This window comes from Clostridium sp. UBA3061 (assembly GCF_002367465.1).
Classification (GTDB): domain Bacteria; phylum Bacillota; class Clostridia; order Clostridiales; family Clostridiaceae; genus Clostridium_J; species Clostridium_J sulfidigenes.
On sequence record NZ_DFCF01000014.1, the window covers coordinates 1 to 15,776 of the forward strand.

Sequence of the window (15,776 nt, forward strand, 5' to 3'; positions counted from 1 at the left end):
TTAACTGTCCAACAATAAACTGTTTAAGACCATATGCACATTATGGACAATATAAAACAGTTATTGCAGTAGGAGAGGCTAAGAATAAGAGTGGTTATACAAATGTACTTATCCAGGGTAAGAATAGAGAGGAAACATTAGATAAGGCTATAGATTATTGTAAGAAGTTAGGTAAATAATATTTAAGGCTAGTAGGGAGTAAAATATTTATTAGTCTTATTATAAACACATAATTGAAAAGGGAACAAATGTTTGATAAAATGTATTTATAGGGGGTTATAAAATGTTGACTAAAAAGCAAAGGATAGTTCTTAATGCCATAAATGAATATGTACAGAGGGAGAGTATTTCACCAACAGTTAGAGAGTTATGTGATATTGTAGGTATAACATCTACATCTACAGTTCATGCACATTTAAATAAGCTTGAAGAAAAGGGATATATAACAAGAAAAAGAGAATCTCCAAGGAGTATAAGAGTAGTAAAAGAATACAACATATAGACTTTTAATAGGATTGTATTTTATACGAGTAAAGATTAGGTTAATTATACTGAGACCTAGTCTTTTAAATATGAAATATAGATGTTAAGTTTATATGTGGTTTTTAAAAGAAACTACATTAGATATTTATAAGTAGTACAAAGAAATGACTAAATGAATGTTAACTGACTTTATAATTTATATAGGAAACTATTTAACTATTTAAATAGTTGTTTTATTCATGCAGGTTTGAAGGAATTCAGATTATAGGTGATGTGAGTAAAGGGGGTATATAAAGGTGCAATTTGAAAGATTTTAACAAATATGATATAATGGTAAAGAATGAAATATATAAGAAAGGTTAAAGCGGTAAGAACAGCAAATAATTTTAATAGATACACGGAATTAATAGGGAAATTAAACAATTTAGAAGTAAGAATATGGTATAATAAACGTGATAAAAACATTATTAATGAAATAGATAAATCATTATCAATAAAAGAACAAGCAAAGCAAGCTCACTTTTTAAGAAATAAGTATAGAGCACAAGCTAGAAAGCTAATGGCAGATAGAATGTTGGCAGAAAAATTAAGTATTAATAATACTAATCTACCTTTTGAGTATTATGAAAATAAATATTTAAATCAAGGATATAATGACAATGAACTCTATGAAAAGATAATAGCAGCATCTACAAGGACAAATAAAATGGTAAACGTAGCATTAGGAATTGGTTAGTGATTCTAAAAGTGCTACTATCATATTTTCAAGATAAATTTTTAAATTAGCTAAATTAAAAATGTTTTAATTATAAAATATATTTATATAATTTACCAAAAGTGAAATTAAGGGCAGTAGACTGAAGAAAGTCTTACTAGCCTTATTTTTATTTCATTTAAATTGAGTATAAAATTGTTTATGGAAATAATAGAAAATTTAGAAAAAAATGTTGACCAAGCGGTGGGAGTTAGGTACCATAATATTGTAATAATAATTTTAAATGGAGGGTTACAAAATGGAGCAACAATATTTATATACTGATAGGCTTTTACTGCGTAAGTTTACAATAGATGACCATGAGTATTTATATGAATATTTATCTAATTCCAAAGTTGTAAAATATGAACCTTATGATACATATACATAATTTATCTTTAAAAATAATGTATTATTTTCACGTTGACATTGATATATATAGCTTATAGAGAAAATATAGGAGATGAAAAAATGAAAAAAGTATTGTTGATTATAATGTGTTTAGGTGTTGTCGTTACTTCCATGGTAGGATGCAATAAGTCTATTAAAAACTCTAACAAAGATGAAAGCAATGGAACTCAAATTGAGGAACCAGTAGAAGATAATAATGTAAACATAGATATAAGAGATACTGCAATACAAGTTCAAAGTTCACAAGTAGAAAGTGGAGAATTAGAAGGAGAAAAAGTATTTGCAGTAGGAGTTGTATCTTCAATAGATTCTTTAGGGGAGAATATAGACAAAACTAATTTCATAATCACACAAAATGAAGGAGAAGAGGCCAAGTCTTATGTAGTTACATGGGAATTAGGAAAACTTAATTTTAAAAGTTTAAAAATATCAGACGGAGATGTAGTTAGGATTTATGGGGTATTAGAAGGGGAAAATGAAAAAGGTATGCCAATAATTAAATCTTCTCTCATAGATTTGGCAATGTAGTGTATGCAAAATAGCAAGAAATTAATTTTTGCTATTTTTATTTTTATAAAGAAAATAGATATTAATAGTAAGCATATGTTGTTACTAATTGTTAATAAGTAAATAATTTGTTAATGTACTTTTTCCTTTTAATGAAGATATTTATATATATGAAATATAGGTTCAATTTTCAGAAAATTTCATTGGGATCAGAATGACGATTCTCAATGGAGATAAAGAATAAAGTTAATTTTTATTGAAGGAAAATAGGATTAGAAATTCATTGTTGTAAAAATATTACTTTAAAAAGAGATGATGCTATGAAAAGTGAAGATAAATTAAGATAAATTAAGATAATGTGCCATGAAAACGTTTTAAATAGTGGGAAGTTGAAGAAAACTAAGGTAAGTGACAATTGATGAAACTGACTGGTCGGTATAAAATTGAGAGATATTAATGAAAGGGAGATGGACATGAACTATGGCAAAGATATCTAAGAAGATAGCTGAGAGTAGAGTTATAATTTTAGTTTTAGCATTTTTATTACTTATTCCATCTGTATTGGGGTTTATTAAGACTAAAATTAATTACGATATACTAAGCTATTTACCAGATGATTTAGAAACTGTAAGAGCAGAAGAGATTCTAAAAAGAGATTTTGATTGTGGATCACTTAGTATGCTGATAGTAGAAGGTATGGAAGATAAGGATGTAGCAAAAATAAAGGAAAAGGTGGAAAAAATTCAAGGAGTACAAAAGGTATTATGGATAAATGATGTTTTGGATTCACCAATTCCTAAGGATATACTTCCTAGTAGCATACAAGATGTGTTTTATGCTAAGGATTCAACTATGATGGTAATAATGCTAGAGGAAGGTAGTGCTAATATTATTACACAAAGTGCTGTAGAAGATATAAGAAAGGTTGCTGGAGAACAAAGCTTTCTAAGTGGGATGGCTGGAATAGTTAAAGATACTAAGGACTTATCAGATAAGGAAACTCCATTTTATGTATTAATAGCAGTAGTATTATCTTTAATAGTTCTAGCACTGACTATGGATTCAGTGGTAATACCAGTTATATTCTTAGGGAGTATAGGAATTGCAGTAATTTATAATATGGGAAGTAATATTATTTTCGGAGAGATATCCTATATAACTAAGGCTCTGTCAGCAATATTGCAACTTGGAGTAACTATGGATTATTCAATTTTCTTACTTCACAGATATGATGAAGAAAGAGAAGTTCAAAAGGACAAAGTAATAGCTATGGCAAATGCTATAGCAAATACAATGACTTCTGTAGCAGGAAGTTCATTAACTACAATAGCTGGATTTTTAGCTCTTTGTACAATGGACTTAGCTCTTGGTAAAGATATAGGGCTAGTTATGGCTAAAGGAGTATTACTTGGAGTTATATGTACAGTAACTGTTTTACCTGCTTTAATTCTTACATTTGATAGGGTTATTCATAAATACAGACATAAAACTTTACTACCAACCTTTGAGAAGACTTCTGAATTTGTGGTAAAACACCATAAAGCTTTTGTATTAATAGGAATTTTAGTATTTATCCCTGCATTTATAGGTAAGGTTAATGCTAAAGTATATTACAATTTAGATGAGTCCCTTCCAAAGGATTTACCATCTATCGTGGGAACCAATAAGTTGAAGAATGACTACGGAATGACATCTACAAACATGATTTTAATTAAAGATAGCCTTGATAACTATAAAGTTAAAGACATGGCTGATGAACTAGAACAAGTAGAGGGGGTATCCTCAGTAATTGCTCTAGAGAAAATATTAGGACCAAGGGTACCAGAGAGTTTTGTACCAAAAGATTTATTAGAAAAGATAAGATCAGGAGGCTATGAGCTTTTTGTAGTAAACTCAGAATATAAGGCAGCAACTGATGAGGTAAAGGAACAACTTGTAAAAATAAACGACATAGTAAAAAAATATGATTCTGATGGATTAGTAAGTGGAGAAGCTCCATTGACTAATGACTTAATCAAAATTTCAGATATAGACTTTAAAAATGTTAGTATTGCATCTATAGTAGCTATATTTATAATTATAGCACTAGTATTTATGTCATTAAGTTTGCCGATAATTTTAGTTATTGCTATTGAGCTTGCTATATTTATAAATTTAGGTATTCCTTTCTATACAGGTAGTGTAATTCCTTTCATAGCGTCAATAGTGATAGGAACAATACAATTAGGTGCTACAGTGGATTATGCTATATTATTAACCTCTAGATTTAAAGAAGAACTTGAAATGTCATCAAACAAAATGGATGCTATGAGAATAGCTGTTCAAAGCTCATCTAGATCAATTATTACTAGCGCTTTGACATTCTTTGGGGCTACAGCTGGAGTTGGTATTATATCTAAACTGGAAATGGTAAGTTCTCTATGTACATTAATGGCTAGAGGAGCAATTATAAGTATGTTTGTAATTTTATTTGTATTACCAGGAATTCTGCTAATTAGTGAGAAAGTAATAATAAAAACAAGTAAAGGTTTTATAAAAAATGTTGAGGAGGCTGCATAAAAATGAAAAGAAAAGCATTATCTAAGAGAGTTATAGTGTTAGCTACAGTAGCAGCTATGATGACTTCTACAGTGGCAATGGCACAAGAAATAAATAAGGATGAAACAGTATATGTAATTTTAGATAGTAATGGAAAACCAGAACAAAAGATAGTATCCACTTGGATAAATGGTGAAGAAAATCTAGGAGAATTTAAGGACAAGTGTAATTTAGATAATATAAAAAATGTTAAGGGTGAAGAAACTCCAACTATAAGTGGAGAGGAACTAACTTGGAAGGTAGATGGAAAAGATCTTTATTATGAAGGAGAAAGTAAGAGAGAATTACCTTTATCAGTTAGTCTAAACTATGAGATTAATGGAAAAAAAGTAGAGCCTAAGGAAGCTTTAGGACAATCAGGTAATTTTAAAATAACTTTAACAGTAAAAAATAATGAATCACGAACAGTTAAAATCAATGGAGAAAATAGAACTTTGTATGTTCCTTTTGTCACAGTTTCAGAAATTATGTTATCTAATGATAAATTTAAGGACGTAAAGGTGGATAATGGTAAACTTATTCAAGATGGAAATAATTCATCAATTACCTTTGTTTCTGCACCAGGATTAAAAGAGTCTTTAAATTTAGGAAGTATATTAGATATTAAAGATACTTTAGTAATAGAAGGAACAACTACAAACTTTAGTGTACCAGCTATTATGATGGTTGCAACTACAGAAGCACTAGATTTAGAAAATATTAGTGATGATGATAGTTTAGATAGTTTGAAAGATTCCCTTGTTCAACTTCAAAATGGTGGGGATGAATTGTTAGAAGGTTCTAAAAAGCTAGTAGATGGTCAAGGGCAGTTAAGTTCCAACTATGCTAAATTTAATGATGGAGTAGGAACTTTAAAAAATGGAGTTGCTGATTTAAGTAATGGAATAGACAGCTTATCTAATAATACTCCTACTTTAAAAGCTGGAGCTGATAAGCTACAAAATGGACTTTCACAATTAAAAGATGCTCAAGGACAATTTTCTAAAGGAATAGAAACTTATGAAGACAACGCTTCTAAATTATTTACAGCCTATAATTCCATAGATAAAGGGATAAATTCATGTTTAACTGGTTCAACAAAGCTAAAAGAAGGATTAGCTGCAGGTAATGAAGGTTTAACTAATCTAAATAATTCTACAGCAAATTTAGATACAATAGCAGCTCAATTAGATGCAATGAGTGCTTCAGTTGCAAAGGTTAATCCTGAATTAGCAAATAATATTGCAAAGGCAAGTGGTGGAATTAAAGCTGTATCTCAGGGACAAAAGGATGGCATAGGAAAACTACAACAAGGAATGAAAGGTGCTTCTATTGGTGCAGGTGACCTTGAAGAAGGATTAAATGGATTATCTAAGGGGTCAAATGAGTTTAAAAATAAAGGGCAACTTTTATTACAAGGTACTAACACTTTAAAGGAAAGTTCAGCAAAACTTAATGGAGCTTCAACAGAGTTGTATAATGGAAGTACAGCACTATCTCAAGGAATTGGTTCTTTAGTAAATGGTACTAATAAGTTAAGAGCTGGAGGTTCATCATTATTAAATGGAAGTAATGAACTATATGATAATTCAGGGAAATTATTAAAAGGTATAAATCAATTAAAAGAAGGAAACACAGAACTTTATAAGGGTGTTGTTAAATTAAAAGAAGAAGGCTTAGATAAGTTAAATGAAAAAGGTAATACTGCTATAAAGGATATACAAGGGGTAGTTGAAGCTAAGGACGAGCTTGTAAAACTTTCTAAGGAATATGGTGCTTTTTCAGGTATGAATAATTCTATGAATGGAAAAGTTAAATTTGTTATGAGAACAGAGGAAGTTAAAGCAGAGGCAGATAATAAGGGAGATAAAGAGAAGGTAGTAGTAAAAGAAGAAGTTAAAGAGGAAAAAGGTTTCTTTAAAAGTTTATTAGATATATTTAAAAAATAGATTTATGTATAGTAATATTAAAAACAAGAGAGGTTCTTAAGAACCTCCCTTATATTTATATTTAAAATATATTATCAGTGTTAACTAATAGTATGTATTTTAAATGAAAGATTATTAAGAAAAATTCTAATAATAATGTAGAAAAACTTAGAATAATTTCATAAATGTAGGTAAAAATACTACCGAAGGAGGAGTATTTATGGATATTGTAAGTTTTTTATTATATTTTACATTTAATTTCTTTTTCTATGGATTTGTAGGGTGGATAATTGAGAATTTGTTTTGCTATTGTATTAGAGGTCACTTTCAAAAAGATGGCTTTCTAAGTGGACCATTTAAACCTATGTATGCCATAGCTATGAGCATTTTAGTAGTAATAGAATCTACTTTTACAATTAATGTTTATTATTTAATACCATTATGTTTTATAATTCCAACTACTGTGGAATATTTAACGGGAATAATAATGAGAAATCATTTTAACAAAAATTACTGGGACTATACTGATCTTAAGTATAATTTTAAGGGAATTATATGTTTAGAGTTTTCTATAGCTTGGACTTTATTAAGCTTTATTGGAGTAAAGTATTTACAGGTAGTGATAAATCAAGCATATGAAATAATTTATCCAATATGGCCAATTTGTTCTACGATTTTACTAATAATTTTACTTATTGATGAGATTATTACTTTTAGAGAGTTTAGAGAAAAAGGAAAAATTATCCAAAATTAAATTAAGACATAGTAGTAGAATAAGGTCTATATTTATAAAGTATTATATAAACAGGTAGTTAGTATAACTGCCTGTTTATTTTTCAATAAATCCTAATAATAGTTTGTTTAATCTATAAGACAAAAGTATAAGTACAAACAAAATTATAATACATCTATAAATACATAGACAAAAACTTGAATATATCATATTATTATATTATAGAATAATTGAATAATATTTGATTAAGGGAGGTATTATAGTGGAAAAGATGGATAGATTTATTGATGATGAAGGTAGAATAAAAATATGGCCAAAGAAGAAAGAAGTAAAAATTGAGATTCTGAAATATTTAGCTACTAAGTTTAAGTATGACTGTTTATATAATGAGAAGGAAGTTAATGATATTATTAAAAAATGGCATACTTTTGAAGATTATTTTTTGCTGCGTAGAAGTTTAATAGATTATAAATTTTTATGTAGAAAAAAGGATGGATCAGAATATTGGAGAAATAGTGAGGAAACCCATGAATAATAAAATAGATATAAAAAAAAGTAATATAAAGAGTGTTGATACAGAAAATAAAGATATTAAAAACAGTGGAGTTTTAGAAGTAAAATCTAATGAAATATTCTGGAATTCAACCATGGAAGAGCTTAAAAAGGGATATATTCAAGAAGGCGATATTATTAAATGTTTAATTTGTGGTAAAACATTCCAAAATGGAAAAGTATATAGAATAGATGAAGAATTTTATGAATCATGGAAAGCAGCAGAGCTTCATATTCAGAATGCTCATAATTCCATGCTGGAATATCTACTAAATATGAATGGAATTTTTACTGGGGTTACAGATGCACAGAGGGAAGTATTAAAGCTTTTTGCAGAAGGTATATCAGATAAAGAAATAGCCAGTAGATTAGGAGTTGCCACTTCTACTATAAGAAATCATCGATATAAGTTAAGGGAAAAAGAAAAGCAGGCAAAGCTATATTTAGCAATGATGGAATTATTAAATGAAAGTACTAATAAGAAGATAAATAAATTAGAAGAGGGAATTATTTGTGATGCTCATAAGACTGCTACTACTTTAGATGATAGATTTAATATAACTACTGAAGAAAAGCTTCAAGTTATACAAAATTATATTAATGAAGATGGTAGTTTGAAAAGATATCCATCTAAGGAAAAGAAAAAGATTATAGTTTTAGAGCAAATAACAAGAAATTTTACTATAGGAAAAACTTATCCAGAGAAAGAAATAAATAGAATATTGGCTAGGATATATGAAGACTATGCCACTGTAAGAAGAGCATTAATTGAATATGGATTTTTAAGCAGATCTAATGATTGTAAAAAATATTGGGTGAAAGAATAAAATACTATAAGTGTGAATACTTTAAATTAAATTGAAGGAAAAATAGTATTTATATAGAATATACATTATTATTAGATTACAGTATAAACTTAAATAGAAGTAGATTTTAATTAGTAATTTATAGAAAGGAAATGGTATAGAAAATTTATATAAATTTATCTATACTGGGTGACAATATGAAAATAGAATTAGATGATAAAAATATACTTTATGTATTAGACAGTATTCATGGTAAATATATAAGCACAAAGTTATATTTTAAGGAGCATACCAATGAAATAGATAAAATAGGTATGACTACTCCTGAAGAATTAAAAGACTTATATAATAATTTACTTGAACAAGTACATGCTCAAGGAGAGTACAAATTTCTAGAAAAAATAAAGTAATGGAAGGTAGAGTTTCTATTGCATGGAAATAAGGTCATATACAAAGAATAAACTTTGTATATGACCTTATTTTACTTCAGGTAGGTGATTCCAATATCTGGTGGGCATACTTCTACGTGTTAATTTAAGATTTTCTCGTTCCTTTATATTTATAGCATTGTAGAATTCTTTCCAAAGGCTTTCAAAATTATCATTAAGAGAGGAAGTTTCTAGATATTCACCATTAGCTTTAGAAAAAGATGAGATAATACCGTCTTTTTTATTATATATTAAAGCAAGCTCTCTCTTTATATCATGAATTATAAAATTTTGGTCAGAAAATCTTTCTATAAAATGAGTCTGAATAAGGGGAAGAATATTATGATCAGGCTCTATAACTGAGTAAAAGGTAAAGGGAGCTATTTCTTTAAATCTAACAAATCCAGTAAATCTATGAGCTTCTAAAGAGACTCTTCTGCAATATTTATCTACAGTTAAGATAATGTCATTATTTTTAGCTAAATTAATGCTATCTCCAAATTTGTAACAAAGTTTAATGTATTTAAATATTAAATCCTCAGAAGAGGGGAGAGCACATAAATATAAATAGTATATATTTTTAAGTGTTAAGTAGCTAAGGTTATCTTTTATACTAGAATATACTCTATTAAATTTGTCTTCTTCAGTAGTTATTTCTTCTGTTGTTGTAATTAAGCTAGGAACATATGAGGAAGACTTGGTAATTTTCACTTCCTCTTTATAACTATAGGCATAGAAAATTGTAGTTAAAAGTCCCTCAAAGGAACCATCGTATAAAAATTCTTTCATGTTGTAACACCACCTATAACTTTATTATATTTATAGTTCTCCAGTTATATAGGAACCTCTATCCTCTAGAAGTAAAGTTTTATCTAAGGAGTTTATATCATCTTGGGAGGATGAGGATAATATAAGTTTATTATATTCATTACCTAAAATTGGTATAGAACTGTTATTATAGTTAAAGCCAAGAAAGCTTAATTGTTCATACCTTTCATTTTCAATATAGTTTAAGTCAATTTTAGGTTTTAGCACAGATCTTACTTTTTCTTCATCTAAATCCACAGAACCGTAATACTTACCCTTACATATTATAAAGTATTGAGCTCGTTTTAAAACAACTCCTAATTTTTTTAAATCCTGAAAGGTGAGAAAACCAATTCTTCGAGCACTAATTATCTTTTTAGCGCCTCGAATACCTATACCAGGTATTCGAATTAATAGTTCATAGGAAGCTGTATTAATTTCTAAAGGAAAGATATGAAGATTATTTAGAGCCCAATTAGTTTTAGGATCAAAATTTATATCAAAATTTGGATTTTGTTTATTAAGAAGTTCTTCAGCTTTAAAACCATATACCCGTAGTAACCAATCTCCTTGATAAAGTCTATGCTCTCTAAGGGTAGGTGGGGTTTTGAAATTGGGTAAATTTTTACCATTATTCACTGGAATGTAGGCTGAATAATAGACCCTTTTTAGTAAGAAGTTGTTATATAGATTTTCTGTAAGATTTAAAATATCTAAATCATCTTCTTTAGTTGCACCTACGATTAATTGAGTGCTTTGTCCACCAGGTACAAATAAAGGAGCTTTTTTAGACAGCTTTCTCTCTCCATTACTTATAATTATGTTATTTTTTATGGATTTCATAGGGGTAAATATATCCTGTTTATTTTTTTCAGGGGCTAGAAGTTTTAGGGAATTATTAGATGGAAGTTCAATATTAACACTCATTCTATCTACATATTGGCCAGCTTCTTTTATTAGATCTTCATCAGCTCCTGGAATAGCTTTAAGATGAATATATCCACGAAAGTTAAAATGATTTCTTAGCCTTTTTACAACTGATGTTAATAGTTCCATAGTGTAATTAGGATTTTTAATTACTGCTGAGCTTAAAAATAATCCTTCAATATAGTTTCTTCTATAAAAGTTCATAGTTAAGTTTATCACTTCATCTACGGTAAAGGCAGCTCTTTCTACATCATTAGTCCGCCTATTAATACAATAGGCACAATCGTATATGCAGTAATTAGTTAATAAAATTTTTAAAAGAGATATACATCTTCCATCTGGAGTAAAGGAGTGACATATACCACTAGGAGCAGAAGAACCTAAAGCACCTTTGATTCCTCGACGATTAGAACCTGATGAGGAGCATGATACATCATATTTTGCTGCCCCACTTAATATCCTAAGCTTTTTACTAATCTCCATTTAAACTCACCTTCTACAATAAAATAGATAATCCATATAAGAATTATAACAGAACGTTTGTTCGAGGTCAACAAAATAAAATTTATTTTTTGTAATATAGTGTGACTTATTTGAAGCATCATACATAACATAAAATATAGCAAGAATTATGGAGTTATTAAATGAACAATTGTAAAGATAACTATAATTGTAAGGATAAATGTGATTGCAATGACAATTGCAACGATGATTGTAAATATGATTGCAATTATGAGTGCGATTGTGATTGTGATTGTGATTCCACTGACGGTGGAGTAGGTGGAGTTGTTGATGCGAAGGAAGTTAGATGTCAAAGAAAGGAAGATAGACTACTAATATTAATATTAATACTTCTTTATTGTCAAAATGTATATACAAACTCTCAATACTATAGATGTATTAATAGTCAAATGCTAAATTACATGATGTGCTCAAATCGTCAGTTAATGTGTACAATTTTATGTATGTCTCAGAACTTAGTAGATAGCATAGTAGATTGTTGTGCTAATCAAAGAAATCGTAAATAAGAGCAGAGTAATCTGCTCTTTTACAATTGGTTAAAAATATATGAAGTGTGATAAAATAAAGTATATATTTAAGAAATAAGGTGATGAGATGGATATGTACGAAGATATAATATATGGAGAGCTAATAGAGTGGAAAAGAGAAATGATGAGGAAACCTACTATTGGAAATAAGCTTTCTAAAAATATACAAGATAAAATGAACGGATTTATTCCAGAAAAATTTCATGTTATGGTTACAGAAGTTATAAAAAATATGGTTAAAGTAGTTATTTTAGGGTCTGAATATACTACATTGGAACCTATAACATATATGCCAATAATAGAAAGAGAAATGTTAGTAAAGGAAAAGATTCAATTATATAGAAAGGTAGCAACAGTAAGTGGAGCTAGCACAGGATTTGGTGGTTTTTTTATAGGGCTAGCTGATTTTCCTATTTTGCTAAGTATAAAAATTAAGCTGTTATATGAGATTGCTAGTATATACGGTTATGACACAAAAGATTATAGAGAAAGATTACATCTTCTTTACATATTTCAAATTGCTTTCTGTAGTGATAAAAGAAGAATAGAAGTATTTCACATATTAAATAATTGGAAATCCTATTCAGATAAGTTGCCTTTGGATAAAGAAAACTTTGATTGGAGGATCTTTCAACAGGAGTATAGGGATTATATAGATTTAGCTAAGTTTTTTCAGCTTGTACCAGTTATAGGAGGAGCAGTAGGAGCTGTAGCTAATTATAAGTTAGTAGAAAAGCTAGGTGATACTGCTATGAATGGATATAGATTAAGGTATTTTCATTAGAGCAGCAAAATTTACAATTCTAATTTCAATAAAATATCTTAAGAGAACACCTCTTAAATATTATATTGTTGTAGCATAGTTTAAGTTAAAGAAAAAAAAAGTCGGAATGTGAAGTTTAATCTACATCCCAACTTATTTTAAAACTCCCGCTATGATCTCCTTCAACTTGTATTTTATATTTCCCATCATGAGGTATGACTATAGTTTGAATTAAAGAATTATCTATGTTTTCAGTTTTATATAATGTGTGATCATCCTCATCAATTAGCAATATAGCCAAGTTTCCACTTTCATTTTCAACCTTTATATTAAGAGTTAACTGGTCATCCATGTCTAACTTAAGAATTTTATATTTATAACCCTTAAAGCTTTTGTAGGTCATTTCTATAGAACTATCTGAAGAGTGTTCCTTAGCTTTACTAGTTTTGTAGTTGCCATCAGTGGTTGAACATTTGTTGAGTAGCACAATAGTAATTAATATACATAGGAGTAGTAGGAGTTTAGTTTTTTTAGCCATAAATAACCTCCACATACACATCTAATATATTATATAAAAATAATAAAGAATTATGCCTAAATTATCTATAAATTATATTTTTAAATTTTAAGAGAGCCATTTACTAAAAGTACATAATATACTTTAAAAGAAACATATGTACTATATATTATCTATATAAATCATAGTATATGTAGACAAGATAATATATAATTTAATATAAATACAAACTTGTTTTCATATTAAATGTTAATAAAACGGAGGTTTTTAATGATTAATGAAAAAAAAGAAATAACTAAAAAGGGAAATAAAAAGAAAGGCAACTTTTTATCTGGGCTTATGTTTTTAGTAGTTTGCGGAGCTATTGGAGCTGGTATAGGGTTTTTATCTGCAAGTTACTTTAAAGGTTTTATGAATACCTATATCAAAAGTGATAATTTTCTTTTTGAATTACTTAAATACTATGGACTTATACTAATATTTTTCTTAGGGTATATAATTCATATTATTATTCATGAAGCAGGACATCTTTTATTTGGATTTATGACAGGATATTCTTTTGTATCCTTTAGGATAGGATCTTTAACTATAATTAAAGACAAAGATAAAATAAGCTATAAAAAGTTTGGTATACCAGGCACAGCAGGTCAGTGTCTTATGATGCCTCCAGAAATAAAGGATGGAAGATATCCCTTCATAATGTATAACTATGGCGGAGGAATAATGAATTTAATAGTAGCAGGAGTGGGGATACTACTAGTTGTTTTAATAGAAGGAATTCCTGTTTGGATTTCAACAATACTAATATTGATTAGTGGAGCAGGTATATTTGCAGCCCTTACTAACATAATTCCTTTAAAGGTTGGAGGAATTTCTAATGATGGATATAATGTTATATCCATGTTGAAAGATGAAGATGCAAGAAGAGGGTTTTATTTACAGCTTAGGGTTAATGGATTACAATCACAAGGAATGCGAATTAAAGATATGGAATTGGAAGAATTTAAGTTAAATGAAGGAAGTAACTTAGTGAATCCACTTAATTCTTCACTTAAACTTATGGAGTACAACTGGTATTTGGATAATATGGACTTTGCAAGGGCAAGAAGGTGTATTGAAGATTTTACACCATGGCTTAATAAGATAATCCCATTGTATAAGAATGAAATAAATTGCGAAAAAATTTTTTTAGAACTCATAGGTGATTGTAATAAGGAGTTTATTGATAGCATATATGATAAAAATCTTAAAAAATATATAAAAGCTTCTAAATTTATGATAGGAAAAAAGAGAATAATGATGGCTTATGAAGCTTTCTATAATAATAATAATGAAAAAGCATTAGGTTATTATGAAGAGGCCATAAAGCTATCTGAGAAGTATCCAGTTAAAGGGGATGCAGAAATGGAGTTAATGTTAGTAAATTGGATTAAGGAGATGAAGAATATTTAATCCATGACTACCAGGTCAAGTGGAGTTGAAAGCTATGTCTATATAAGATGTAGCTTTTTCTGTTGTATTTATAGAAAAAGAATAAAATTGGAGATAAAAGTTTTAATATTTAGAAAATAATGCAGTTACATTTACAACGTAATGTGATAAAATATACAATATAGATATAAAACTTTTTCTAAGGCTATTAATAAAAAGAGGGGGATACTTATGGCTTTAAAGAGGAATGTGGAAGTAACCTGTCCAAATTGTTTGATAAAAAGCAACATTAAGTTATGGAATAGTATTAATGTAACTATAGATGAAAGAATAAAAGAGAAAGTATTAGATAATGACTTTTTTAAATTTAAATGTCCTATATGTGGACATGTATCAACCTTTGAATATGATTGTTTGTATCATGATATGAATAAAAGAGAGATGATATATTTAATAACAAATTATAGTAGAGATAACGATGAATTAGCTAAAGAGCTAGAAGCATTATCAGATGAAATCTTGCCTCAATTTGGTAATGATTATAAACTTAGAATTGTAACTAGTAACTATGATTTAATAGAAAAAATTAAAATTTTAGACTGTAATTTAGATGATAGAGTTATGGAAATATATAAATTATATTATATTACTAATTTAGTAGACACTAATTTGGATTTTTGTACTAAAAAGATATATTTTGATTATGATATTATTAAAGATAGTATGATTTTTATACTTATAGATGAAAAAGGGGAAACACCATTGTACAATATAGATATGAAAATATATAATTTTATAAGAGATAAATACTTAAATAATATAGAGAAAAAGGTATACAAGGGTTTTCAAGTTATTGATGAACAGTGGGCAATTGGGATTAATGAATATAATAATTAATGATTTAGTATAATTAAGGCGGTATAAATACCGCCTTTTTATTATTAATTCTTCAAAGATATTTAAAAAATGTGGAAAATTATAATGAAAAACATTCAGATATTCATAAATCTTATAAAATTATTTTTAGTAATTTTATCTATGGATATTTTTACAAAAATCCTGAAATCCAGTAATATTCTTATTTTGGGTTTGGTTAATAAATC

Annotated in this window: 17 protein-coding genes; 14 read left to right on the forward strand and 3 right to left on the reverse strand. The window is 28.0% G+C overall.

The genetic code is table 11. From position 1 onward, the window contains the following. Positions 1-283: 283 nt before the first annotated feature. From B2P65_RS12260 to B2P65_RS12305, 10 genes are all read left to right on the forward strand, one after another. Positions 284-502, forward strand: a complete 219-nt coding sequence (locus tag B2P65_RS12260; protein ID WP_346847990.1) for a LexA family protein — start codon at positions 284-286, stop codon at positions 500-502. 321 nt (positions 503-823) lie between these two features. Further along, entirely contained in the window at positions 824-1,219 is a 396-nt protein-coding gene (locus B2P65_RS12265; RefSeq protein WP_346847991.1) for a hypothetical protein, read from the forward strand. A 277-nt stretch (positions 1,220-1,496) separates the two neighbouring features. Continuing rightward, complete coding sequence (locus tag B2P65_RS12270) at positions 1,497-1,628, forward strand: hypothetical protein (RefSeq protein WP_346880228.1); 132 nt, start codon at positions 1,497-1,499, stop codon at positions 1,626-1,628. Between the two features lie 80 nt (positions 1,629-1,708). Then, positions 1,709-2,176: a hypothetical protein gene (locus B2P65_RS12275; protein WP_346847992.1), complete on the forward strand. Its 468-nt coding sequence runs from the start codon at positions 1,709-1,711 to the stop codon at positions 2,174-2,176. A 459-nt stretch (positions 2,177-2,635) separates the two neighbouring features. After that, the gene (locus B2P65_RS12280; RefSeq protein ID WP_346880229.1) at positions 2,636-4,714 is read left to right on the forward strand and encodes an efflux RND transporter permease subunit; all 2,079 of its coding nucleotides are present in this window, start codon (positions 2,636-2,638) and stop codon (positions 4,712-4,714) included. Between the two features lie 2 nt (positions 4,715-4,716). Next, complete coding sequence (locus B2P65_RS12285; protein ID WP_346847994.1) at positions 4,717-6,681, forward strand: hypothetical protein; 1,965 nt, start codon at positions 4,717-4,719, stop codon at positions 6,679-6,681. Positions 6,682-6,880: 199 nt separating this feature from the next. Continuing rightward, positions 6,881-7,414 carry a putative ABC transporter permease gene (locus B2P65_RS12290; RefSeq protein WP_346847995.1) on the forward strand — a complete coding sequence of 178 codons (534 nt, stop codon included), beginning with the start codon at positions 6,881-6,883 and terminating at the stop codon, positions 7,412-7,414. 250 nt (positions 7,415-7,664) lie between these two features. Continuing rightward, positions 7,665-7,928 carry a DUF2087 domain-containing protein gene (locus tag B2P65_RS12295; protein ID WP_242844065.1) on the forward strand — a complete coding sequence of 88 codons (264 nt, stop codon included), beginning with the start codon at positions 7,665-7,667 and terminating at the stop codon, positions 7,926-7,928. 112 nt (positions 7,929-8,040) lie between these two features. After that, positions 8,041-8,772, forward strand: coding sequence for a DUF2087 domain-containing protein (locus B2P65_RS12300; protein ID WP_346848215.1), 732 nt, complete (start codon positions 8,041-8,043; stop codon positions 8,770-8,772). Between the two features lie 176 nt (positions 8,773-8,948). Then, on the forward strand, positions 8,949-9,161 hold the full coding sequence (locus B2P65_RS12305; RefSeq protein ID WP_150843745.1) for a hypothetical protein: 213 nt from the start codon (positions 8,949-8,951) through the stop codon (positions 9,159-9,161). 66 nt (positions 9,162-9,227) lie between these two features. On the opposite strand, the gene B2P65_RS12310 is transcribed toward B2P65_RS12305, so the two are convergent. Continuing rightward, positions 9,228-9,968 (reverse strand): TIGR03915 family putative DNA repair protein, encoded by a 741-nt coding sequence (locus B2P65_RS12310; protein ID WP_346880230.1) that lies wholly within the window; start codon positions 9,966-9,968, stop codon positions 9,228-9,230. A 30-nt stretch (positions 9,969-9,998) separates the two neighbouring features. Continuing rightward, a complete protein-coding gene (locus B2P65_RS12315; protein ID WP_346847997.1) occupies positions 9,999-11,396 on the reverse strand; it encodes a putative DNA modification/repair radical SAM protein in 1,398 nt (465 codons plus the stop codon). Between the two features lie 161 nt (positions 11,397-11,557). On the opposite strand from B2P65_RS12315, the gene B2P65_RS12320 reads away from it, so the two are divergent. Together B2P65_RS12320 and B2P65_RS12325 are read left to right on the forward strand one after the other, a co-directional pair. Then, positions 11,558-11,941, forward strand: coding sequence for a hypothetical protein (locus B2P65_RS12320; RefSeq protein WP_346847998.1), 384 nt, complete (start codon positions 11,558-11,560; stop codon positions 11,939-11,941). An 88-nt stretch (positions 11,942-12,029) separates the two neighbouring features. Further along, positions 12,030-12,746, forward strand: coding sequence for an EcsC family protein (locus B2P65_RS12325; RefSeq protein ID WP_346880231.1), 717 nt, complete (start codon positions 12,030-12,032; stop codon positions 12,744-12,746). Between the two features lie 115 nt (positions 12,747-12,861). Here B2P65_RS12325 and B2P65_RS12330 read toward each other — a convergent pair whose 3' ends face one another. Continuing rightward, positions 12,862-13,263, reverse strand: coding sequence for a hypothetical protein (locus B2P65_RS12330; protein WP_346848000.1), 402 nt, complete (start codon positions 13,261-13,263; stop codon positions 12,862-12,864). A gap of 249 nt (positions 13,264-13,512) precedes the next feature. On the opposite strand from B2P65_RS12330, the gene B2P65_RS12335 reads away from it, so the two are divergent. Both B2P65_RS12335 and B2P65_RS12340 read left to right on the forward strand, forming a co-directional pair. Next, positions 13,513-14,694, forward strand: coding sequence for a hypothetical protein (locus B2P65_RS12335; protein WP_346848001.1), 1,182 nt, complete (start codon positions 13,513-13,515; stop codon positions 14,692-14,694). 210 nt (positions 14,695-14,904) lie between these two features. Beyond that, complete coding sequence (locus B2P65_RS12340) at positions 14,905-15,570, forward strand: CpXC domain-containing protein (RefSeq protein WP_346877430.1); 666 nt, start codon at positions 14,905-14,907, stop codon at positions 15,568-15,570. Positions 15,571-15,776 lie beyond the last annotated feature (206 nt).

What these genes read in the sequence shown, in the direction of transcription:
- B2P65_RS12260 (WP_346847990.1), top strand. Translation starts at nt 284, where the DNA reads ATGTTGACTAAAAAGCAAAGGATAGTTCTTAATGCCATAAATGAATAT.
- B2P65_RS12265 (WP_346847991.1), top strand. Translation starts at nt 824, where the DNA reads ATGAAATATATAAGAAAGGTTAAAGCGGTAAGAACAGCAAATAATTTT.
- B2P65_RS12270 (WP_346880228.1), top strand. Translation starts at nt 1,497, where the DNA reads ATGGAGCAACAATATTTATATACTGATAGGCTTTTACTGCGTAAGTTT.
- B2P65_RS12275 (WP_346847992.1), top strand. Translation starts at nt 1,709, where the DNA reads ATGAAAAAAGTATTGTTGATTATAATGTGTTTAGGTGTTGTCGTTACT.
- B2P65_RS12280 (WP_346880229.1), top strand. Translation starts at nt 2,636, where the DNA reads ATGGCAAAGATATCTAAGAAGATAGCTGAGAGTAGAGTTATAATTTTA.
- B2P65_RS12285 (WP_346847994.1), top strand. Translation starts at nt 4,717, where the DNA reads ATGAAAAGAAAAGCATTATCTAAGAGAGTTATAGTGTTAGCTACAGTA.
- B2P65_RS12290 (WP_346847995.1), top strand. Translation starts at nt 6,881, where the DNA reads ATGGATATTGTAAGTTTTTTATTATATTTTACATTTAATTTCTTTTTC.
- B2P65_RS12295 (WP_242844065.1), top strand. Translation starts at nt 7,665, where the DNA reads ATGGATAGATTTATTGATGATGAAGGTAGAATAAAAATATGGCCAAAG.
- B2P65_RS12300 (WP_346848215.1), top strand. Translation starts at nt 8,041, where the DNA reads ATGGAAGAGCTTAAAAAGGGATATATTCAAGAAGGCGATATTATTAAA.
- B2P65_RS12305 (WP_150843745.1), top strand. Translation starts at nt 8,949, where the DNA reads ATGAAAATAGAATTAGATGATAAAAATATACTTTATGTATTAGACAGT.
- B2P65_RS12310 (WP_346880230.1), bottom strand. Translation starts at nt 9,968, where the DNA reads ATGAAAGAATTTTTATACGATGGTTCCTTTGAGGGACTTTTAACTACA.
- B2P65_RS12315 (WP_346847997.1), bottom strand. Translation starts at nt 11,396, where the DNA reads ATGGAGATTAGTAAAAAGCTTAGGATATTAAGTGGGGCAGCAAAATAT.
- B2P65_RS12320 (WP_346847998.1), top strand. Translation starts at nt 11,558, where the DNA reads ATGAACAATTGTAAAGATAACTATAATTGTAAGGATAAATGTGATTGC.
- B2P65_RS12325 (WP_346880231.1), top strand. Translation starts at nt 12,030, where the DNA reads ATGGATATGTACGAAGATATAATATATGGAGAGCTAATAGAGTGGAAA.
- B2P65_RS12330 (WP_346848000.1), bottom strand. Translation starts at nt 13,263, where the DNA reads ATGGCTAAAAAAACTAAACTCCTACTACTCCTATGTATATTAATTACT.
- B2P65_RS12335 (WP_346848001.1), top strand. Translation starts at nt 13,513, where the DNA reads ATGATTAATGAAAAAAAAGAAATAACTAAAAAGGGAAATAAAAAGAAA.
- B2P65_RS12340 (WP_346877430.1), top strand. Translation starts at nt 14,905, where the DNA reads ATGGCTTTAAAGAGGAATGTGGAAGTAACCTGTCCAAATTGTTTGATA.